Annotated in this window: 14 protein-coding genes; 4 read left to right on the top strand and 10 right to left on the bottom strand. The window is 72.6% G+C overall.

The window, feature by feature from the left end:
• Positions 1 to 54: 54 nt before the first annotated feature.
• The 7 genes from ACWED2_RS13675 to ACWED2_RS13645 form a co-directional block, all read right to left on the bottom strand.
• On the bottom strand, positions 55 to 468 hold the full coding sequence (locus tag ACWED2_RS13675) for an acyl-CoA thioesterase (protein WP_449690776.1): 414 nt from the start codon (positions 466 to 468) through the stop codon (positions 55 to 57).
• Complete coding sequence (locus ACWED2_RS13670; RefSeq protein ID WP_449690775.1) at positions 465 to 5,834, bottom strand: SDR family NAD(P)-dependent oxidoreductase; 5,370 nt, start codon at positions 5,832 to 5,834, stop codon at positions 465 to 467. Before ACWED2_RS13670 ends, ACWED2_RS13675 begins: the two co-directional genes overlap by 4 nt.
• Complete coding sequence (locus tag ACWED2_RS13665; RefSeq protein WP_449690774.1) at positions 5,831 to 6,832, bottom strand: enediyne biosynthesis protein UnbU; 1,002 nt, start codon at positions 6,830 to 6,832, stop codon at positions 5,831 to 5,833. Before ACWED2_RS13665 ends, ACWED2_RS13670 begins: the two co-directional genes overlap by 4 nt.
• Positions 6,829 to 8,718, bottom strand: coding sequence for an FG-GAP repeat domain-containing protein (locus ACWED2_RS13660; RefSeq protein ID WP_449690773.1), 1,890 nt, complete (start codon positions 8,716 to 8,718; stop codon positions 6,829 to 6,831). Before ACWED2_RS13660 ends, ACWED2_RS13665 begins: the two co-directional genes overlap by 4 nt.
• 121 nt (positions 8,719 to 8,839) lie before the next feature.
• Positions 8,840 to 9,787 (bottom strand): DUF1702 family protein, encoded by a 948-nt coding sequence (locus ACWED2_RS13655; RefSeq protein ID WP_449690772.1) that lies wholly within the window; start codon positions 9,785 to 9,787, stop codon positions 8,840 to 8,842.
• Positions 9,788 to 10,069: 282 nt separating this feature from the next.
• Positions 10,070 to 10,720 carry a winged helix-turn-helix transcriptional regulator gene (locus ACWED2_RS13650; RefSeq protein ID WP_449690771.1) on the bottom strand — a complete coding sequence of 217 codons (651 nt, stop codon included), beginning with the start codon at positions 10,718 to 10,720 and terminating at the stop codon, positions 10,070 to 10,072.
• 350 nt (positions 10,721 to 11,070) lie between these two features.
• Positions 11,071 to 12,348: a CHRD domain-containing protein gene (locus ACWED2_RS13645; RefSeq protein WP_449690770.1), complete on the bottom strand. Its 1,278-nt coding sequence runs from the start codon at positions 12,346 to 12,348 to the stop codon at positions 11,071 to 11,073.
• A gap of 221 nt (positions 12,349 to 12,569) precedes the next feature.
• Between ACWED2_RS13645 and ACWED2_RS13640 the strand changes: the two genes are divergently transcribed.
• The gene (locus ACWED2_RS13640) at positions 12,570 to 13,016 is read left to right on the top strand and encodes a COG4315 family predicted lipoprotein (protein ID WP_449690769.1); all 447 of its coding nucleotides are present in this window, start codon (positions 12,570 to 12,572) and stop codon (positions 13,014 to 13,016) included.
• 314 nt (positions 13,017 to 13,330) lie between these two features.
• Here the strand turns inward: ACWED2_RS13640 and ACWED2_RS13635 are convergent, their stop codons facing one another.
• Both ACWED2_RS13635 and ACWED2_RS13630 read right to left on the bottom strand, forming a co-directional pair.
• Positions 13,331 to 16,150 carry a type 2 lanthipeptide synthetase LanM family protein gene (locus ACWED2_RS13635; RefSeq protein WP_449690768.1) on the bottom strand — a complete coding sequence of 940 codons (2,820 nt, stop codon included), beginning with the start codon at positions 16,148 to 16,150 and terminating at the stop codon, positions 13,331 to 13,333.
• Positions 16,151 to 16,244: 94 nt separating this feature from the next.
• Positions 16,245 to 16,439: a DUF6229 family protein gene (locus ACWED2_RS13630; protein WP_449690767.1), complete on the bottom strand. Its 195-nt coding sequence runs from the start codon at positions 16,437 to 16,439 to the stop codon at positions 16,245 to 16,247.
• 421 nt (positions 16,440 to 16,860) lie between these two features.
• On the opposite strand from ACWED2_RS13630, the gene ACWED2_RS13625 reads away from it, so the two are divergent.
• Positions 16,861 to 17,682 carry an AfsR/SARP family transcriptional regulator gene (locus ACWED2_RS13625; protein ID WP_449690766.1) on the top strand — a complete coding sequence of 274 codons (822 nt, stop codon included), beginning with the start codon at positions 16,861 to 16,863 and terminating at the stop codon, positions 17,680 to 17,682.
• 26 nt (positions 17,683 to 17,708) lie between these two features.
• Here the strand turns inward: ACWED2_RS13625 and purF are convergent, their stop codons facing one another.
• Complete coding sequence (gene purF / locus ACWED2_RS13620) at positions 17,709 to 19,079, bottom strand: amidophosphoribosyltransferase (RefSeq protein WP_449690765.1); 1,371 nt, start codon at positions 19,077 to 19,079, stop codon at positions 17,709 to 17,711.
• Positions 19,080 to 19,355: 276 nt separating this feature from the next.
• On the opposite strand from purF, the gene ACWED2_RS13615 reads away from it, so the two are divergent.
• Both ACWED2_RS13615 and ACWED2_RS13610 read left to right on the top strand, forming a co-directional pair.
• Positions 19,356 to 19,850, top strand: coding sequence for a cobalamin B12-binding domain-containing protein (locus ACWED2_RS13615; RefSeq protein WP_449690764.1), 495 nt, complete (start codon positions 19,356 to 19,358; stop codon positions 19,848 to 19,850).
• Positions 19,847 to 21,142 (top strand): methylaspartate mutase, encoded by a 1,296-nt coding sequence (locus ACWED2_RS13610; protein WP_449690763.1) that lies wholly within the window; start codon positions 19,847 to 19,849, stop codon positions 21,140 to 21,142. The genes ACWED2_RS13615 and ACWED2_RS13610 overlap by 4 nt, the downstream gene beginning before the upstream one ends.
• Positions 21,143 to 21,145 lie beyond the last annotated feature (3 nt).

The following is a 21,145-nucleotide window of genomic DNA, read 5'->3' as shown; positions in this document are numbered from 1 at the left end:
ACGCCCCGACGGCACCGGGTGAGCGGCGCCCGCGGCCGAAACCGGCCGCGGGCGTCAGCTGTATGCCCGAAGGGCCCACGACAGTTCCGCCGGAATGTCGACCGGCTCGGTCCCGGCCGTGGTCCTGGCCAGGCACGCCACCGACTGGCTCCCCCGCGCCGCGAGCACCCCGGCCCGCAGGAACTCGAAATCCATCGCGATCCGGTTGCCCGACGTCGTCCGCAGCGTCATCACGACTTCGATCTCGTCGAGCGCGAAGCACTCCGCGTAGTAGTCCATCGCGCACGACACGGTCGCCATCGCCAGCTCGCCCTCCTGGACGGCCTTCAGGACGTTCGGCGCGTGCTCGGCGAGGAACCGTTCCCGGCAGTGGCCCTGCCAGTGCAGGTAGTGCGCGAAGTAGACGTTCCCGACGACGTTGGTCTCGTCAAGTGTCACCACGTGCCGGTAGCGGTAGGTGCGGGTCATCCCCGGCTCCTCGTCGCGAAGCTGATGGTGACCGGGCCGGCGCCGCGTACCGAGGTGACGGCGGTGAGGACGGTGTGCCCGTCCGCGCGCTCGACCCGCGGCGCCTGGCCGGCCGCCGTCGCGGGGGTCACCGAAATCCGCGTCGGCCCGGGCTCGGCCGCGGTGATCTCCAGGTCCGCCCCCACGAGCGCGCTGCTCAGTTCGGCGGGCCGGTCGATGCCGCACTCGATCGCGATCCGGGACAGCCACGGGCCGACCAGGCTCGGTGGCAGGCCTTCCGGCCAGTGCCGCGCCCCGACGTCGTGCAGGCGCAGCCGCTCCCAGCGGGCGACGACGTTCCCCGCTTGGTCGAGCAGGTCGGCGTCGAAGACGTATTCGCCGTCACCGTGGGAGATTTCGCGCGCGTCGACGACCAGCGGGCCGTCCGGCCTCGCCCAGACGGTGAACCGCCTCGCGCCGACCGGCAGTGCCTTCCGGTGCGGAACGCACGCCAGCAGCACGTGCAGCGTCGCGTCGTGGGCTCCCGGGTCGCCCAGCACTGTGGCCTGGCCGTGATATTCGGAGAACCAGGAGACGTCCGGGGCCGGCACCAGGGCGGCCCGGACCCGGAACGCCGACAACCGGTCGTACCCGGCGAGCCGGCGGAACCGTCCGTCGTGGAAGAACAACCCGGAGTCGTACCAGGCGTGGTCCGGTTCCGCGGGCACCCCGCGGTCCGCCGTGGCCGGGTCCGGACGCGGTGCCGACGGCTCCACGACGGCCGTGACGCGGTCCGTGGCGAACCGGTCACCGCGCTCGCGCAGCACGACCGCCACTCCCTCCGGCACGGCGAGGGCGGCCGTGCGGATGGTCGCGCCCGTGCTGCGGTCGGCGGTGACCGGCACCCGCAGCTCGACGTCGGCCAGTGCCACGGGCAGTGAACGGCCGCGCAACGGCGCGGCGGTCTGCGCGAGCGCCTCGAGCGCGAGGACCGCGGGCAGCACCGGCGTGCCGTCGATCCGGTGCTCGGCGAGGTACGGGTCGGCGCCGAGCGAGAGATCCGCTTCCCGGACGACCTCGACACCGGGCACGTGCACCAGGGACCGTTCGGCGAACCGGAGCGGGGTGGCCGGCTCCGGGCCGGCGGGCAACGTCGGCGAGCCGGGGAACCGAGCGGTGAGCAGCACGCTCACCGGAGCGTCTTCGTCGGCGAGCAGCTCGGTCAGGGCCTGCGCGCCCCGTTCGGGCGCGATCGCGGCGACGCCGGTGCGGCGCAGGGTGTCCAGTACGTCCATCCGCACCCCCATCCCCAGCTCGGCCCACACCGACCACTCCAGTACGTGGCAGCGGACGCTCGGGTGCTGCGCCGCCCATCGTTCGAGGTCGACGCGGAGCCAGTCGTTCGCGACGCAGTATTCGGCCTGCCCGGCCAGGCCGGCGCGGCCGATGATCGACCCGAACCCCAGAACGAGGCGCAGGCCGTCGCCGGCCTGGTCGAGGAGCGTGCGGAGGCCGGTCACCTTGGGCCGCAGGGTTTCCGCCAGTGTCGCGGCGGTGACATCGGCGAGGCGGCGGGGCTCGTTGACGGCGGCGCCGTGGACGAGGGCGCGCAGCTCGCCGTGCCCGCGCGCGGCTGTGAGCAGGCAGGCGACCGCGCCCGCGTCCGTGACGTCGCAGGCGATGTAGTGCGCCGGGACCCGCTCCCGCAGCCGGGCCAGGGCCGCGGTCACCGCGGGATCGTCCGCGGGGGTGCGGCCGGTGAGCACCAGGGTGGCGCCGGCCGGCCCGGCCAGCTCCGCCGCGAGGAAGGCCGAGATCCCGAGGATCCCGCCGGTCACCAGGCAGACGTCTCCGGCGCGCAGCGACGCCGCGGGCTTCCGGCGGTCGGGTGGGCGCCGGACGCGCAGCTCGGCGCGGGACCACGTGCCCTGGCGCCCGTACTTCAGTTCGAGGTATCGGCCACCGTCCGACAGCGCGGCCGCGGCGACCGGCAGCGGTCCGGCGACGTCGGCCACGACGACCGTCGTCGCCGGCAGTTCGACGACGAGGCTGCGCCCCAGTCCGGCGGCCGCTGGATGTCCATTGTGGACCAATAGCAGCCGGTCCGGCGGATCGGCGGCGAACCGGCGGCACAGCGCGGCGATCTCGGCCGCCCCGGCGTCGTCCGGGAGGGTGCTGACGACGTCCGGCTCCGGGCCGTTCCCGGCCGGTTCGAACGGGATCCACACCGTCTCGAAGGGACGCACCCAGTCGCGGACACCGGGCACCCGGTCGTCGTCGGGCTCACCGGTGACGGCGGGCAGCCCGGACAGCGCGGCCGCGGCGTCCCCGACCGTGGCCTCGACGAGTGACATCGGGGACGCGGGTGGCTTGCGGCCGAGCGTCGTGGCGACGGTGCTGACCAGCTGGACGACCTGCAGCGAGTTCAAGTGCAGGTCGGCGAGCAGGGAGCTGTCCGGGGTGATCGCGCTTTCCGGCAGCTCCAGGGTGTTCACCAGGTGGGTGGTCAGCACCTCGAGCGGCGCGCCGGATCCCGCCGCGGCGACCGGTGCCGCGGCCGCCCGCGCCGGTGGACGTTCCGGCGGTCGGCCCGGCGCCGTGGCCCAGCCGGCACGGTTCTCGCACGGCCCGGTCACGAACGTGGGGACCGCGTCCAGCGGGAGCCTGCGGAACACCCCGCCGGCGAACCACGGGTCGAGATCGGCGGCCCCGGCGGCAGCGAGCGCCGCGGTCGCGAAGGCGTGCCGGCGTGGATCACCACCGCAGTCGAGGCTCGTCACGGGGACGTCGATCTCGTTGGCGCGCACCAGACCGGCCAGGGTGGTGCCCGGCCCGACCTCGACGAGCAGATCGCAGTCGGCGGCCAGCGCCGTGCTCGCGGCCGCGAAGAGGACCGGCAGGGTGAGCTGGTCGACGAGGAGGTCGACGAGCCCATCCACGGTGGAGGCCAGTTCCTTTCCGGTGACCGTGGAGACCACCCACCGCCGCGGCTCGGTGGTGGGCACCTCGGACAGGGCGGCCCGCCACGGGCCTTCGACCGGGCGCATGGCCGGGCTGTGGAAGCCGTGGGAGACGGGCAGCCAGGTGGCGTCGATCCCGGCCGCGCCGGCGTCGGCGACGACGGTGCCGACCGCACCCCTGGCCCCGGCGACCACCACCCGGGCCGGCGCGTTGTACCCCGCGATCACCGCACCGGACGGGAGCGGCCCGAGGTCCTCGGCGCTGCAGCCGATGCTCGCCATGGCGGTGCCCGGCAGGCCGTGTTCGGCCATCAGCCGCCCGCGGGTCCGCGCCAGGTCCAGGACTTCGGCCGCGGACCAGGCGCCGGCCCAGTGCAGGGCGGTGAGCTCGCCGAGGCTGTGCCCGCACGCCGCCACGGCCACGGTGCCCAGCGCGTCGAGCCAGGCGAGCCCGGCCAGCGACTGACGGACGACGGCGGGCTGCGCCACCGCGGTGTCCGTCTCGGCCCCGGTGGAGCGGCCGCCGTTCTCGGGTGGCGCAGTGCCCGATCCGGCCCTGGGCTCCCCGGACGGGCCACGACCACGGTGCTCGTCGAGCGTGGCCGGGGCGGCCGCGAGCCCGGCGGCGGTGGCCAACCGGGCCGTCCACGCCGGCAACGTGTGCCGGACCGGGGCCGCCTGCCCGGGAAACAGCAGCCCGACCCGCGCCGGGCGGCCGGAAGCGAGCGTGAAGCCCGCTCGTTCGTCGAGCAGCAGCCGGCCGTCCCAATCCTCCGTTGCGGCCGCGGCGGCCGCCGCTGCGGCCGCGAGGTCCTCCGGGCGGACCGCCACCAGGGCCACCCGGAACGGTTCGCCACCGGTGCCTTCGCGCCACGCCGTGGCCGCGACATCGCCCAGCTCGGCGGAACTGAGCCGGGCGGCGGTGCCGGCGAGCCCGCGCAGGCGGTCGGCGAGAGCCGCCGGGCTGACCGCGCCGAACACCACGATCTCCGCCGGCCCCGGGCGGGCCGAGAGCCGCCGGACCTGGGCGGGCAGCACCGGCGGCACGGCGACCGGCTCCCCTTCCAGCACGACGTGGGTGTTGATCCCGCCGAACCCCATCGAGGACACCGCGGCCCTCGGCACGTCCGACGTCCAGGCTTCCGGTTCGGCCAGCACGCGCAGCGCGGGGGCGGAGCCGCGCAACAGCTCGTGCGGGCGGACGCACCCGGTGGTCGGCGGCAGGACGCGGTGCGCGGTGGCCAGCGCCGCCTTGATCAGCCCGGCCACCCCGGCCGCCGCCTTGGTGTGCCCGATGTTGGCCTTGATCGAGCCGAGTGCGGCCGCCGGCGCGCCGGCGCGGACGGCCGTCAGGGCGTCCAGCTCCGTGCGGTCGCCGACCTCGGTTCCGGTCCCGTGGCCCTCGACCAGTTGCACCGCGCCGGGCGCGAAGCCGGCTTTCCGGTAGGCACGCCGCATGGCGAGCTCCTGGCCGCGCCGCTCCGGGCGGCTCAGCGAGCCGGCACCGTCCGAAGCGGACGCCCAGCCGACGATGTGCGCGTAGCTGCGGATCCCGGCGCGGTCGGCGTCCTCCGCCCGCATCAGCGCGACGACGCCGCACCCCTCCCCCGGCAGGAACCCGGTGGGGTCGGTGTCGTAGACCCGCATCTCTTCGCGGGCGAGCGCGCCCAGGCGGGAGAACCCGACCAGTTCCAGGGGGTCGAGTGACATGTCGACCCCTCCGGCCAGCACGTAGTCGCACTCGCCGTCGACGAGCGCGCGGCAGCCGCTCATCACCGCCAGCAGGCTCGACGAGCACGCCCCGTCGACGGTGTAGCCTGTCCCGTGCAGGTCGAAATGGTTGCAGATCCGGCCGGCGATGGTGTTGGCCAGCGCGCCGATCAGGGTTTCGTCCCCCGGCACCGGAAACGGCTGCTTCACCAGCTCTTCCAGCCGGATCAGCACTTCGCCGGCGAGCTCGGATTCCGCACCGGTGTCGCGCAGCGCCGTCGTGGCCGCGGCGGCGATGAACGGCCAGCGGAACCTCAGCGTGGCCGCGCGGGTGAACTCGCCGCCGAGGGAATTGCCGAGGATCACGCCGACGGTGTCGCGGTTCAGCCCCTCGGCGTCCGGGTGGCCGGAGTCGGCCAGCGCGTCGGCCGCGGTCTCCAGCGCGAGCCAGTGGGTGAGGTCGGCGGCCCGGAAGAGCGGCCCTGGGATGCCGAAGCGTCCCCGGTCGAACTCCCAGTCCCGCAGCACCCCGGCGTGGGTCAGGTAACTCAGTTCGGCGTCGGCGCGGTCGCCGCGGTAGGCGTCCGACAGCCGGGTGTCCGGGAGGCGCCGGAAGGCCCGTCGCCGGCCCAGCACGTTGTGCCACAGCTGGTCCGGGGACACGGCGTCCGGGTACCGGCAGGCCAGCCCGACGATCGCGATCCGCTCGCCCGTCATCTCGATGCCCCGGCGGCGGCGAGCTCCTTCTGCGCGGGCACCGCGTCCCGGTGCTTCCGTCGTTCGACGACGACCAGCACGACCGCGCGCAGCACGCACGTGATCACCAGCGCGAAGAAGAGGCCGAACACCACACCGCACACCACGAGCAGGCCGTAGACCAGCGCGGTGGTCGCGCCGAAGACGACCTGGTTGCGGGGCTTGACCGGCGTCGTCGACGGGTCGGTGATCATGTAGTTGGTGTAGATCACGAACGCCAGCCCGGTCATCGGGAGCAGCGCACCGGCCAGCGCGTGGTCCAGCAGCAGCCAGCGCAGCACGGCCTGTGCCAGGAACCCGCCCAGCCAGCCGACGATCAGCGGCATCTTGCCGGTGAGCCCGATGTTCAGCATGGTCCCGGCCGCCAGGATGAACAGCGGGATGAGCCAGTCGAAGGCACCGGTGACGTTGTTGGTGAAGTGGTAGGGCGGGGCGATGCCGACCCACGGGAACAGCAGCAGCGTGACGACGATCCCGGCGTTCGAGGGGTTCAGCACGTGCTTGAGCCGGCCGCCGAGGCGAACGCGCACGAGGTACTTCGTCGCGTGCGAAACCACGATCGCGAACAGGTAGGGCCAGACCGAGGCGTTGCCGTAGAGGAGCATCGCGCAGGCGAGCGCGGTGATGTGCGGCGGCAGCAGGAAGATCATCAGGTTGCGCACCCCGCCGGCGTACTGGGGGCGGCGGCCGTGCGCCCAGCTGTCGATGGCCTCGAACAGCAGCGCCGCGGCGTAGCTGGTCACCAGTGCGAGCAGCGGGGTGATCGGGGACTGCTCGAACCCGAGGATCAGGTGACCGGCGATGTTGAACGCGGTCAGCGACATCGCGAACCGCATCAGCGCCTTCACCCGCTTGTCCACGGGTGGTTTCGCCACCGCGGCCGCCGGGGTCCCGGCGACGGGGCGTGGTTGGCGCTCCCGGAGCGCGTCGAACGCCGGGGGCTTCGCAGTGTTCGTCATCGGGTCACCACCGTTCCGTCCGGCCCGAGGGTCACCGTGTGGTGCCCGGGCGTCAGCTGCGTCTGGGCGCTCAGCACTCGCGTCCCTTCCCGCCAGGTGATCGTGACGGGCTGAGGCGTACCACCCGCAAGTCCCAGGTGGATGGTCGCCGCCGACACTCCCGCGTGGCCGTTGGCCGGGTACAGCTGGGCCTTCTGCGGCCGGGGTCCGCCCACCTCGACGGTCGCACCGATCGCCGCCCGCAGCCCACCGGCCGCCCCGGGTTGCACGAGCTCCAGGTCGGCACCCTGCCCGCTACGCGGGGAGACGTTGTGCAGCAGTACCGAGTCTTCCCACTGGTTGGCGACCAGTGCGTCCAGCCGGCCGTCGCCGTCCACGTCACCGAACGCCAGCCCTCGGGTGTTCCACGGATCCGCGATCCCGACCGGTCCGCTCAGGTCGGCGTAGCGGCCGGCACCACCGCGGACGTAGAACGGATTCGGCTGATGGCCTGACAGGTCGTCCCCCACCTGGAAGTGCGGCCAGGCTTCGGGGTGGCGCACCAGCTGGTCGTTGCCGAGGGCGAGCTCCTGCAGCAGGGCCCACCGGTCGGTGTCGCCCTTGAGGAACCCGGTGGCCTGCATGATCTCATCGGTGCCGGAGTTGTCGAAGTCTCCCGCCTTCACATCCCACGCCCAGCCGCTGCGGGCCAGACCGAGGTCCTCGCTGCGCTCGTCGTAGGGCAGCCGCCCGGCCGTCAGATCGGCGGCGTTCCCGGTCGGCACGAACGCGAAGTTGCTTTCCTGCAGGGCGAACGGCGTCGTGATGTTGCTGACGACCATCATCGGCAACCCGGTGCCGTCCGGATAGGTGAAGGTGATGCCCATGCCCTTGAACGAGTCGTGCCCGAGCACCTCCGACCGCGGGGTGAGCAGGTCACGGGTGCCTTCGACCTCGGTGAACCGGACGCGCCCCGGGCTCGAGGTGTTGAGGAGCAGCTGGTCCGGGCCGAAGTCGTTGGCCACGTACAGGTCCGGCACGCCGGCGCCGGCCAGCTTCTGCAATCCGAAGGCGAGCGTCCAGGAGTTCGCGGAGTCGGCGGGGAAAGCGGTGCTCGCGTCGGTCACCACGGGGGCCTCGACCGGGCGGCCGGTCGGCCGCGTGAGCAGCAGCCGGTTGGTCCCGGCGTTGCGGGCCTTGCCCATCGAGTCCTGCATCTGCATGCGCCCGTCGCCGGCCGCCGTGACGTCGAGGACACGGGCGCCGTCCGGGAAGTAGTTGCCCACCAGCACGTCCAGGTGCCCGTCCCCGTCGATGTCGCCGACGTTCGCCGTGCCGGAGTTCCACACCTGCATGGGGGAAACCAGTTCCGTCGCACGGAAGCCCGCGGCCGACGGGGCGGCCGATGTCCGTTGGTTCAGGAAAAGGACGGGAGAACGGCCCCAGTAGTAGACCAGGAAGTCGAGCCCGCCGTCCTCGTTCAGGTCGACGGGCACGCAGCCCATCGGTGCCATGGTTCCGTCGTAGGGCAGGCCGTCGGGCCGCAGCTGGAACCTCGGGTACGGGTCGGCGGTGCCCGGCACGGGGAGCACAGTCACCGAGTCGTCGCGTGGATCGACGAGACAGGCGTCACCGGGCCTGCCGGTCCGCCGCAGGTCGGCGAGGGCGACCGCGGCCCCGACCGCGGAGATCCACGCCCGGATGGGGACGAGGTCCGGCGCCACGTCGCGCTGGACGCGGGCGGCCGGTGGCCGCGTGTTGAGCGGGATCTTCTCGAACGCGAAGCGGGCGGCGAGCTCGCGCGCCCCCTCCGCGCCCGGCGCCGGCCGGACGGTCAGCAGTCCGGTGCCGGCCACCAGCAGCAAGGCGACCACCGGCAACACGACGGCACGCCAGGAAAAGGACATGATGCTCCCCCACGATCGCGATTCACGGGACGACGATTTCCCCGGCGGGCGCTCGGGCCCGGCACGGGTTGTTCAGACGCGGCGAACGGCGGTGCTGCGCGGATCAGAGGTACTGGGCGGATCAGAGGTACTGGGCGGCCTTCGCCCGAAGGCGGGCCTTCCATTCCAGGAAGGCGGCCGGCTCCATCGATTCGCCCAAGCCGTCGGCGGCTCGATCGGTCCAGCTCGAAGCCTCTTCGCAGCCGACCGCGAAAAGGTCCCGGCAGGCGAGTTCGGTGTGTACGGGCACGATCCCGGCGCGCACCCGCGCCGCGATCGCGAAAAGCGCTCCTTGCAACAGGTACGCGCCGGCCGGGCGGGCTGCGAGGACCAGCTCCTCGACGGCCGACACGCCTTCGGAACGACCGGCGTAGCAGGCCGCCAACCCCACCCCTGCCCACAGATGAGCCCGCGCCGCCGGCGTGACGGACTCGATCACCTGCCCGATGGTAGGCACGTTCCCGGCCTCCAGGAACCACAGCGCGCGCCCGCAGCCCGCTACCCTCGCTTCCCAGCGCGGTGTCGGGAAACGCCGGCACCGAGCCCGCAACGCGCGGTGTCCACCGAAGAAGGTCTCGGCGAACCCGGCGCCATCGAGCGCCAGCCAGCGCAGCAACGGGGTCGGGGGCACGAGGACCGGCGCGGGGACCCGGGTGGGGACCAGGCCCCAGCCGTGTCCCACGTGGATGAGGTGCACGTAGCGCTGCCCCGGTCCGGCGAGCAGCGTCGCGAGGGCCCGGCGGCGGCCGGCCGTGAAGAGGTCGACGAGCCCGGCCCGCATGGCCGCGCCTTCGTAGGCGAAGCCTCGTTCTTCGTCGGCGACCGTCGCCAGCACGGAGTGCGGGTCGACCTGCCCCGCGACAATATTGAATCCGTGCAGAAAACTCCGCGCGTGCCGCTCCAAGAACTGTCGGGCGTCAGGTCGGTCCAGTCGGAAACCGCGTTTCGAGAAGTCGGCGAGTCCCAGCGGAAGCGAGCCGATTGCGGGTCGGACGGATCGCGATATCCCCTTCGATTCGCCCAGCCTCATGACAGGTCCCCCGCGCAGCCCGGTCGCTACATTAAATAGGAGTCAGATCTAGACACTTCAGACACCTGGATCGTGTCTTTCTACCATCGCCGCATCTCACCCGTCAAGAGCGCGGCGTCCCACTTGTCAAGAGTTCGCAGGTCAGGACACCTGAGGCAAGTCACTATCTAAAACTTAACTCTTTCAGAGGATTGCCCGTACTCCGCCCCGGCCTTATGCTGCCACCTCGCCGTGCGGCGCGAAATTCTTGGCGGCACCAGCAAAATGCTTCGGAAAACGGAGTCAGCTGAGGCCGAGCATCTTGGTGCAGCGCTGCACGGCTTCAGTGGCGCCCTCGATTTTGATCTCGCCCGCGGCGAGCGCGTCGAACGGGCTGATCATCCGGGCCCCGATGCGCACGAAAGTCTCCGGATCGCTGGTGATCACGAGCGCGGGATCGATCCCGGCTCCCATGTGGTAGCCGACCGCGCCGCCGCTCACCTCGACCGTGAACGCCCGGTCGCCGACACGGAATTCGTAGGACTCATCCACATCGGGGATGCGCTCCGGGATCACCATGGCCTGGACCGCGACAAAGCCCCATTCCGCCCGCACCGAGCCGTCGCGGTCGCCCTCGCCGAGGAACTGCATCCCCCACTTCGCCAGGGACAGCAGCGGGACGCGCAGCTCCTGGCCGAGCTCGGTCAGCCGGTACAGCTTGCCACGCCCGTCACCCGGCACCGGCAACTGCTCGATCACGCCGTGCTCGGTGAGCCCACGCAGCCGGTCGGCGAGGAGGTTGGGCCCGATGCCGGGGAGGTTGTCGATCATCTCGCTGAAGCGGACCGGCCCGATGAGCAGCTCGCGGACGATGAGGAGCGTCCACCGCTCCCCCACGACGTTCAAGCCTGCCGCCAGCCCGCAAAACTGCCCGTAGTCCCGTTTGCCGGCCATGCCACCTCGCGCCTTCCGTACCAAGATCCGTTCACACTCATGTAGATAGTAACACTAGTAGTCACCTGAGCGGCGGTACTCAAGCAAACCCGCTGGTGGAAGCCTGGTTCGTTTACCCCTAGTACAGACGAGGCGCCATCAAGGCGTGAAAGTACCTTGCAAACCGGCCAGCGATCGGGCCGTCGGGGGGATGGATCGAATGCCGGTGCTGGACCGCGGTCGTCGCCCGGCGCCGAGGTGGCCGAGCGGAGCCGGCCGAAACACATCGGGCCGCGACGACCCCCTGGTCGTCGCGGCCCGATTCCGGGGTGCCGCGCCTCACCCGTTCCCCGCGGCGCCCCAGGCATGGGTCACCCGATCAGCTGGCCGCGCACGGCGCCGCCGGGGAACTCCGCGGTGTGCAGGTTCGTGTAGAACCCGCGCGGGTCCCGGCGGAGCTGCTGGACCAGTGCCGGGTCGACCTTCGCCACCGTGCCGGAGACCGCGAAGACGTTCGCCGGGACGGGTGAGCCGAACAGAGGCACCTTGACGTCGCCGTTGCTGCCGGCGCGGCCCTGGTGGATGTGCCCCAGCGTCGGCGCGGCGATGTTCAGCCACGCGAACGAGTAGTCGACCGTGCTGCCGTGCGCGTCGACGAAGCCGGCCGCCACGCCGTCCGGGTCACCCACCTTGGGGCCGCCCGCCACCGGGACCTCCTGGCCGCCGGTGTCCAGCGAACGCAGCTTGCCGCCGTGGACGATCGACAGCACGTTCAGGTGCTTCTTCGTCACCTTCAGCTGGCCGCGCACCGCGCCGCCGGGGAACTCCGCGGTGTGCAGGTTGACGTAGAACCCGGCCGGATTCGTCCGCAGCCGCTGCGCGAGCGCCGCGTCGGTCACGGTGACCTGGCCGGCCGCCGCGGTCACGGTGTCCGGCATCGGCGTGCCGAACAGCCCGATCCGCACCGGGCCGTTGGCGCCCGCGGCGCCTTCGTGGACGTGCCCCAGCGTCGGTGCCGAAATCCCCTGCCAGGAGAAGGCGAACGTGACGCGGTCGCCCTTCACCTCGACCAGCGCGCTCGCGCGGCCGTCCGGGTCGCCGACGGCCGGGCCGCCGGGCGTCGGCACTTCCTGGGCGCCGGTGAGCTCGGCGGTGAGGAACGTCGCCGGGCCCTTGGCGGGAGTCGTCGGCGCCGGGTCCGACGGCGTCCCGCTCGCCGGGGCACCGTGGTCCATGCCCGGCATGGACCCGTGTCCGCCACCGGGCGCGCCGACCTGCGTGATGGTCGGTTTCGCCGCGCTGCCACCGGTTTCGAACGCCAGCGCGTTCCCGGTCGGCGGGACGGTCTTGATATCGGAGCCGCCGCCCTCGACGACGACCCGGACCTCGACCGGGCTGCCCGGCTTCGGGTGCACCGTGAACTTCTTGGTCTGCCCGGCTTTCGCGCCGTCCTGGCACGTGCCGGTGAGGACGTCGGCGGCGCAGAGCGCGGCGGTGTAGCCGCCCTTCTGCGTGATGGAAACGGTCACCGCCGGGCCGTCGGCGGCCAGCACGGGCGTGGCGACGCCGGCGGAAAGAGCGCCGGCGACGCCGAGCACGGCGGCCGTGACGAGTCGTCTGGAGTCCACAATGGATCGGACAACGGACATGGATTTCCCCTCCATGGTCGGATTTCTGGTTCCCACTGACCGGGCACCCCGCCCGGTGGCCGGGGGCGCAGCGGTTCGGCGCACCCCGATGCACCAGACACGGGCCGGCTCGCGCGGCGGTTCAGCCAAACTTGAAGAAATCCAATCTGCGGTGAACCGGCTCGCCCCCGCCGCCGTGTCCTTGGTGGGAAACGGTGGAGACAAAACGGGGTGAGCTGATCATGCGTATTCGGAAAGTTCTGCTTGTCGTGCCCTTGCTGGTGCTGAGCCTGGCCGCGTGCGGCGGCGGGCCGGGTGAGCCCGCGGGCGCGCCGGCGACCACGGTGAAGGTGGGGCACACGGACCTCGGTCCGGTGCTCACCGACCAGGCAGGGCGCGTGCTCTACGGATTCACGCGCGACAAGGAAAAGGCGGCCGCCTGCGACGCCGGCTGCGTCGCGGTCTGGCCGGCGCTCGCCGGAAAGGGCGCAGTGGCCGGCGACGGCGCGAAGACCGCGCTGCTCGGTGAATCACCGGCGAGCGACGCGACACCGCAGGTGACCTACAACGGCTGGCCGCTCTACTACTACGTGGGCGACGCGGTGCCGGGCGAAGCCAACGGCGCCGGCGTCGACGACGAATGGTTCCCGGTGGCGCCGGACGGTTCGCTGGTGCGCAACCAGTCCTGAACCGGGGCGGGAACGGCTCTGCGGGTTGAGCCCGACTGACCCATCAGTCAAGGTCGATCGCAACTTCGGTCAACGGCAACATTTCTCGATACAGGTGAGCCGAGCATTGCTGCAGGGCGGCGCGATCGTCGAAGAACGGCCGGTCCGGGAGGTGCTGGCCGCGCCGTCGCACGCGTACACGCGGGAGTTGCCGGCCGCGACGCCGCGCCTGTGAACGGGGCGGTGGCGCGCGCGGGTTCGACCAGAACCACCCGCGGCACACCGGCACACCACCCGAGTTCGATCGTCTTCCCCGGTGCCGCCACGGGGACTTCCTAGTCCAGCAGCAGCGGGGAGGGCAGGCACTGCTCGGGATGCATGCGGAGCAACCCGTGCACCACCCCGGCCAAGCCGGACATCAGGCTCGGGGAAAAGGCCTCGCGGGCCAGGCCGCCGACCGGGCCGCGCTGCTCCAGGCCGGTCAGGAGCTCGGCGTCGATCTCGTCGCGGTCCGGGCCGCTCCAGGACGGTTCGGCCCGCCCGATGGCGTCGAGGATCTCCCACATGCCCATGTCTCCGTGGCACAGCGTGTGGCTCCAGCCGAAGCCTTCGGCGGCGCTCGCGCGGGCGGCGCGGGTCGCCATCTCCAGCCACCGCTCCTGGCCGGTGCGGCGGTGCAGGTCGAGCGCCGCCAGCCCGATGCCGGCGCTGCCGTGGCACCAGCTGGTGAAGAAGTCCTCTTCGCTGCCGATGCGGGCGTCGAACCAGTTGCCCTCCTCCGGGCGGTACAGCCACTCCTGGTAGGCGAACGCCCGCTCCGCCAGCTCCCGCCACGTAGTCCGCTCCGCTGCCGTACCGGCATCGCTGAGCGCGAGGCGCATCAGGGTCCAGCCGATGCCGGTCGCGCCGTGGGCGAAGCCGCCGATGCCCTCGGGGTTGAGCCGGGTGGGCCAGCGCGCTCCGTAGTCCTCGTGCACGGCCAGCTCCACCAGGCGGTTCCCGACCGCCGCGGCCACCGGCAGCCACTCCGGCCGGCCGGTCGCGGCGAGGCCGAGCAGCGGCACCCCGGCGCCCGCGACGCCGTTGAGGAGATCCACCTCGCGGTCTTCGGCGATCCTGCGGCCGTCGGAGAACTGCCCGGCCCGCTCGGCCGCCCGGTCCGGCAGCCAGTCCCAGCCCAGCACGCGGTGGAGCGCGAGCCACGTCCACACCTGCGACGCCGCACCGCTGAACGCCCCGGCCGAGGGCGTCTCCGTCAGCTCCTCGACGCTCATCAGCACCCGCAGCGCCCCGTCGAAGCACTCCTGCACCCCGGCGACCTCGTCGGCGCGGCCGGCGCGGACCTCGGCCAGGTATTCGGCCAGCGTGAGCACCACCCCGCCCTGGCCGGTGTAGAGATCCGCGGGCAGGACGCGGATCGACCAGCCCGCCGGGGTGAAGACCGGGCTGATCCACGTGACCGTGCCGTCCTCGCCGCGCACCCCGCCGTCGCACAGCTGCCGGACCAGCCGCGCGGCCAGGGTCCGGCGGCGGCGGTCCCGGTCCCGGCCGTGCGGCTGGTGCGCCGGGTACTGGCGGCGCGAGGGCAGGGTGCGTTCGTTGAGGTAGGCACCGACGAGAGCGTCCTGGATGATCGACTCCTCGAACGGCAGGTCCGCCCCGCGCCAGTCGGCCACCGACGCCGCGATCGCCGCGTCGTCGACGGTGAAGCTGAACAACGGGACGTCCCCGGCCAGCAGGTCGCCGATCTCCGCGTCGATGGTCGGCCGGTCCTGGGGCGCGCCGGGCAGGACCTGCGCGTTGCGGAGCAGGATGTCCCGCCCGCGTTCGACCGCGGCCGCTTCGTCGTGCAGGGACGCCGGGTGCCACAGCATCCGGCCGATGTCGACGTAGGCCTGCGTCGGCCGCAGGAGCCGGCGGGCTTCGACGCCGTCGAAGTGCCGCAGCAGGTGGTGCACGTCGCCGCCGGGCCGCGTATCGAGGCGGCGCAGGTGCGCGGTCATTTCCCGGAACCCTTCGAGCACGCGGTCCCAGTGCGCGTGCAGCACCGGCTTCGGGCTGGGGTGGTTGCCCGCGGACGGCACGTCGACGAGGTCGACCTGGAAGCGCGCGGCGGCCGTGCCCACGTCGGCGATCACCGGTGCCGGGATACGGGGCTGCTGCCCGGGCAGCGCGCCGATCCCCGAAATGTCCACCCCGCCCAGCGCATACCCCGTGCCGCGCACCGGGAGCAGGCCGGTGCGCAGGACCGTCCGGCGGATCGCCGCGGTCGCGACGTCCACGGCGTCGCCCTGCCCGCTGGCCGGGAACTCCGCGGGTGCGTCGAACAACGTCTCGGCGTCCACGACGACCGGTACCGGGCCCGCCGCGATCATGTTCTCCGCGTGCATGTCGGTGCCGCCGCACAGCCGCAGGATCGCCAGCCAATGCCCGATGTTGCGGTAGAAGACGCCCAGTTCCCGCTCGTCGGCGCAGTAGCGCGGCTCGACGAAGTCCGCCCACCCGTAGCCCTCGCGCGGCAGCACCCGCGGCACCCGGATCCGCTCGGCGGGCGCCGGTGCGCCGGGGAACTGTTCGTAGACGTCCCGGATCAGCGCCGCGAGCGCCACGTCGATCGCCGAGTTCCGCGGCTTGTACATGACGGTCCCGGCGCCGACGTCGACCCGGCTGACCGTCAGGCCGCCCCGGTGCGTGTCACCCCGCCCGAACACAACGGCGTTCAGCGGTCCGCGCAGCTCCTCGGCGAAGGCCGGGCGGTCCGCGGCCAGCCGGGCGGCGAAGCCGGCGACGGCGGCCACGGACGACGTCGCCACCCGCTCGACTCGCCGCGGCAGCACCGGGTAGCGCCCTTCGATGCTCGTCAGGTAGCCATCGCGCGTCGCTTCTTCGACGTAGTCCGACCAGATTTCGCCGTCTCCGGCCGAGCCGGCGGCCAGCCGCCGCGCGTGCAGCTCGATGAGGAACACCCGGGACAGCTTCGCGTGCAAGGACTGCGCCAACGCGGCGCTCCCGGCCGCCAGGACCAGGGCGCGCTCGTCCGGGGCCAGGCCGGGAACCGCGTCGAGCTCGCCCGCCAGCTTGTTCCGCCACGGCTGGGTGAGCCGTTCCACCGGGGCCCCGAACGGGAGGGTTTCACTGTCTGCTGAATCGAGCATGCCGGCCTCCGCCTGATCCGACGCCTGTTCCGATCCGAGTGCGCCCGCGCACTCCCCGAGGGGAACGGCGGGCGCGTACCGCTGAGCTACCCCGTCAGCAGCACCAGCTGCCGTGGGAGCCGGTCGGGCTGGAACAGAACGCGTACAGCATGTCGGTCGGGTCGACCAGCGCGGCCTCGGCGGCGTTCCCGCCGACGTACAGCGGACCGGCCGGGTTCGCCAGGCCGTGTACCGATTCCGAACCCGACAACCAGCCTTCCAAAACGGCCGCGGAATCCACAGTTTGCATGTAAACCTCCAGTTTGCCGAAGGAGCCGAACACTTCGAGCTCAGTGTAAGCATTTGCGCGACGATGCCCACACGGCCATTCGGACGCAGTTTCGGCCGCACGCGTAATTCCACAAAGATCGATTCATGTCCGATTTCCGAAAATCGGCACGCCAAACAGCGGGACCCATTCGCGGGTCACCGTTCCGGCACCCTCCGGCGCGGTCACGGCGGTTGCGGCGGTGACCCGCTCCCTCGCCGTGGACGGTCCCACGTGCCGTCGACAAACCGTCGACAGTCCGGTGGCGCCGCGCGAGACACGTGCGGAGAGACGCGTGAGAGCGCCGTGAGAGCGGGGTGTGAGGACCGGCGCCTACGTTCGGCTCTCGGCCGGCCGTGGCAGCTCACGGCCGCCCGCTGGGGCATCGACGAGGGGACACACCATGCTCGATCACCGACCGGCGCGACCCGGAGAGCTCGACGACCAGCCCGTGGTCTCGATCCTCGGCCCGCTGGAGCTGACCGGTCCGCGCGGCCCGGTCCGGCTCACCGCGCGCCGGCAGCAGATCCTGGTCGGGGCCCTGGTCTGGCAGGCCAACCGCGTGGTGCCGATCGACTCGCTGATCGACGTGATGTGGGGCACCGCGTCGCCGTCCACCGCGCGCAGCCAGGTGCACATCAGCGTGTCCGGCGTACGCAAGCGCCTCGCCAGATCCGGCCTGCACCAGCTGATCGACACCGAGCCACCGGGCTACCTCGCCCGGATCGGCCCCGGCAAGCTCGACGCGCACCGGTTCGACGAACTGGCCGAGCAGGGACGCACCGCGATGGCCGCGGGCCGGCTGAGCGACGCCGACCGGTACTACACCGAGGCGCTGCGGCTGTGGCGCGGCGACCCGTTCTCCGGACTGCGCAACGAGCACATCGAATCGATCGCCGCCCGGCTGTGCGAACGGCGGATCACCCTGAGCGAGAACCACTTCGACGTGCGGATCATGCTCGGCCGGTCGGCGGACATCATCAGCGACGTGGTCCCGCTCGTCGCGCAGTACCCCTTCCGCGAGCGCCTTCGCGCCCAGCTGATGATCGCGTTGTCCCGCACCGGCCGCACCATGGAGGCGCTGCGGGTCTACCACGAGACGCGGCGGCTGTTCGTCAGCGAGCTCGGCATGGAACCGGGTCCCGTCCTGCGCGAGCTGGAGCAGGACATCCTCACCGGTACCGCGCCCGTGACCGCTCAAGACCGGTTCTCGGCGGCGAGATGAGACCCCGCCGGGAACGACCGTTCCGGTCACCATTCCGCAGGGTATTCGCCGGTGAAGCACGCGGCGCAGAAACCCGTCGTCCCGCGGGCCTGTTCGAGCAGCTCCTCCGCCGGCAGATAACCGAGCGAGTCCGCGTTCACCAGATCCGCGATCTGCTCCGCGCTGCGCCGGTCCGCGACCAGCTCGTCCGAGGTGCCGATATCGACGCCGAAGAAGCACGGCCAGCGCACCGGCGGCGACGCCACCCGAACGTGCACCTCGGCCGCGCCGGCCGTGCGCAGGATCGCGACCACGTGCTTGATGGAATTGGCCCGCACGACGGAGTCGTCCACCACGACCACCCGGCGCCCGGCGACCGCCGCCGCGATCGGGCTGAGCTTCGCACGGACCACCTGCCGTCGACGGCCCGGCGAGGGCTGGATGAAGCTCCGGCTGGCGTAGGAGCTGCGGAACAGGCCCTCGCCGTACGGGATGCCGCTCCCCGCCGCGTAACCGAGCGCGGCGATCCGGGCCGTGTCGGGCACCGGGATCACCAGGTCGGCCTCGGCCGGGGCGCAGCGGGCGAGCGCGACCCCGAGGGCCCGGCGCACGTCGAACACCGACCGGCCGCCGATCGTCGAGTCCGGCCGGGCGATGTACACGTGCTCGAAGACGCACAGCGCCTGCTCGGCCGCCCCGAACCGTCGCGAGTGGACCCCGTGTGCGCCGACTTCGACGATCTCGCCCGGTGCCACGTCCCGCAGCGCGGTCGCGCCGAGGTTCTCCAGCGCCACCGTCTCCGACGCCACCGCCCAGCCACCACCCGCGAGACGGCCGATGCTCAGCGGCCGGAAACCGCGCGGATCACGCGCGGCGAACAGCCCTCCCGCCGAGACCCCGACGAAGCAGTAGGCACCGCGGGTGCGCGGCAGGATCCGCGCCATCGCGTCGCTCAGGCTGCCCGGCTCGTCCTTCAGCAGGGCCGCCAGCCGTGCGGTGTCCGACTGCGCGTGGGCGCGGTCCACGGCCGGCCCGCCGACCGCGCCGACTTCGACGGGAACGGGCAGCACGGTCAGGTTTCCGTTGTGGGCCAGCGCGAAGTCCACGCCGCCGGCGGTGCGGTCCGCGAACGGCTGCGCGTTGTCCAAAGAGGAATCCGAGGAGGTGGAGTAGCGGACGTGCCCGATGCCGACGTGCCCGGAAAGGTGCCGGGTCGCCGCGGCGGGCAGCGCCTCGGTGACGAGCCCCATCCCCCGGTGGGTCGCGATGCCGGTCTCGTCCCCGACCGAAAGGCCCGCGGACTCCTGGCCACGGTGCTGCAGGGTGAACAGGGCGTCGGTGAGCAGGTCCGCGACCTGGGCCCCGGGCGCCCAGATACCCACGACACCGCATTCCTCGCCAGCGTCTCCATCGATCACGTGCGCTCCTGCATGAAGGATCAGGCACGACGGCCTGTTCAGTACGGGGTGTTTCCGACCGGTTTCTCCTGCAGGTGTTCACCGCGGTGCCGCCAGCATGCTGGACGGGCCTATCGGCGAGCTATTGTTCGGCGATCCGGACCGCACCGACGGAAATCGGAGCGCAAACTGCCGCCATTTTGCCGGTCGAGTTGCCGATCGGCGCGGTGTGCGGCGGCTACCCTTCGCCGAAGAGCATTTTTCGCACAAATCGAATCCTGGAAAGGGAGTCCCCGGATGCGGAGCACAGCCGCGCCGATCGGCGGTACCCGCGCCGGGCGTACCGACCGGCTCCCGGCGTCGGCCGGGAAGGCGGAACTCGACGTCGTGGTGACCACCGTGGCATCCGACTCGCACACCTGGAACCTCGTCTACGTCCAGCTTCTCCTCGAGGAACTCGGCCACCGGGTGACCAACCTCGGTGCGTGTGTGCCGGACGGCCTGCTGGTCGCCGAATGCCTGCGGCGGCGCCCCGACCTGGTCGTGGTGAGCAGCCTGAACGGGCACGGGTTCACCGACGGCCTGCGGCTGATCCGCAGGCTACGGGCCGAGCGCGAGCTGGCCGCCGTGCCCGTGGTCATCGGCGGCAAGCTGGGCATCGACGGCCCGGCCGCCCGCGATCGCGGCGACCTGCTGCGCGCGGCCGGGTTCGACCTGGTCGTGGCCGACGGCGCCGGGACGGCCTCGTTCCGCCACTTCCTCGGCGTGCTCGCGGCCGGCGTGCGACCGTGAGCACCGCAAGACCGGCGTCGCGGTGGTTCGGCGGCTTCGTCGCCGACATGCACCGCGCCGGGCAGCTCGTCGTCCAGCCGCGCATGGGGGTCAGCGATCCGGGCGCGATGCGCGCCGGCCTGCTCGCCACCCGCGACGCCGCGGCGACCACGGTCGGCACGATCACCCTGGACAGCTACACCAGGACCGGTGACCACGACGCCGCCCGCGCGGCGCTCGCGTCGGGCGGCGACCTCAACGGCTACCCGATCGTGGCGCACGAACCGGCCACCACCCGCGCGATGCTCGACGGAGTGGCGGGCCCCGGCTTCCCGGTCCAGGTCCGGCACGGCTCCGCCGTGCCCGACGACATCGTGCGCACCCTGGTCGGCGTCGGCCTGCACGCGACCGAAGGCGGGCCGATCTCCTACTGCCTGCCCTACGGCCGGGTGCCCGTGCAGACTTCGGTCCGCAACTGGGTGCGCAGCTGCGAACGGCTCGCCGCCCTGCGCGCCGACGGCGTCGAGCCGCACCTCGAGAGCTTCGGCGGCTGCCTGCTCGGCATGCTGTGCCCGCCGAGCCTGCTGGTCGCGGTCAGCGTGCTGGAGGGGCTGTTCTTCCGCCAGCACGGCCTGCGCAGCATTTCGCTCAGCTACGCCCAGCAGAGCAACGCCGACCAGGACCGCGAGGCGATCCTCGCGCTGCGCCGGCTGGCCACCGAGCTGATGCCCGACCTCGACTGGCACATCGTGCTCTACACGTACATGGGCATGTACCCCCGCAGTTCGGCCGGTGGCACCCGATTGCTGCGGGAAGCCGCCGGGCTGGCGGTCCGCACGGGCGCGGCCCGGCTGGTCGTGAAGACGCTCGCCGAGGCGCACCGGATTCCCACCGTCGCCGAGAACCTCCGGGCGCTGGAGGTCGCGGCGGCCGCCGCACGGCAGTGCGCGCCGGCCACCGACGGGCCGGTGGCCGACAGCGGCATCTACTCCGAGGCCAGGGAACTGGTCGGCGCGGTGACCGGGTCGAGCGACGACCTCGGCCGCGCACTCGCGGACGCGTTCCGGCTCGGTCACCTCGACGTCCCGTACTGCCTGCACCCGGACAACGCCGGACGCTCCCGCAGCTACCTGGACCGGGACGGGCGGCTGCACTGGTCGCAGACCGGCTCGATGCCGGTGCGGGCGGAGACCCGGCCGCTGCGGGGCACCGAGCAGACCGCCGCCGGCCTGCTCGCCTCGCTGTCCTTCGTCCAGCGCCGGTTCGACGACGCGGGACCGGATCCGGGCGCCGTCGGCGCCGCCGCCCGCTAGCGA

This window comes from Amycolatopsis sp. NPDC005003, assembly GCF_053600695.1.
This window is presented reverse-complemented; position numbering and strand designations above follow the sequence as displayed.

Coding starts and splice junctions, on each gene's coding strand:
- ACWED2_RS13640 (WP_449690769.1), top strand. CDS start 12,570: ATGCGTATTCGGAAAGTTCTGCTTGTCGTGCCCTTGCTGGTGCTGAGC.
- ACWED2_RS13625 (WP_449690766.1), top strand. CDS start 16,861: ATGCTCGATCACCGACCGGCGCGACCCGGAGAGCTCGACGACCAGCCC.
- ACWED2_RS13675 (WP_449690776.1), bottom strand. CDS start 468: ATGACCCGCACCTACCGCTACCGGCACGTGGTGACACTTGACGAGACC.
- ACWED2_RS13655 (WP_449690772.1), bottom strand. CDS start 9,787: ATGAGGCTGGGCGAATCGAAGGGGATATCGCGATCCGTCCGACCCGCA.
- ACWED2_RS13665 (WP_449690774.1), bottom strand. CDS start 6,832: ATGACGAACACTGCGAAGCCCCCGGCGTTCGACGCGCTCCGGGAGCGC.
- ACWED2_RS13645 (WP_449690770.1), bottom strand. CDS start 12,348: ATGTCCGTTGTCCGATCCATTGTGGACTCCAGACGACTCGTCACGGCC.
- ACWED2_RS13660 (WP_449690773.1), bottom strand. CDS start 8,718: ATGTCCTTTTCCTGGCGTGCCGTCGTGTTGCCGGTGGTCGCCTTGCTG.
- ACWED2_RS13630 (WP_449690767.1), bottom strand. CDS start 16,439: ATGCAAACTGTGGATTCCGCGGCCGTTTTGGAAGGCTGGTTGTCGGGT.
- ACWED2_RS13615 (WP_449690764.1), top strand. CDS start 19,356: ATGCGGAGCACAGCCGCGCCGATCGGCGGTACCCGCGCCGGGCGTACC.
- ACWED2_RS13635 (WP_449690768.1), bottom strand. CDS start 16,150: ATGCTCGATTCAGCAGACAGTGAAACCCTCCCGTTCGGGGCCCCGGTG.
- ACWED2_RS13670 (WP_449690775.1), bottom strand. CDS start 5,834: ATGACGGGCGAGCGGATCGCGATCGTCGGGCTGGCCTGCCGGTACCCG.
- ACWED2_RS13650 (WP_449690771.1), bottom strand. CDS start 10,720: ATGGCCGGCAAACGGGACTACGGGCAGTTTTGCGGGCTGGCGGCAGGC.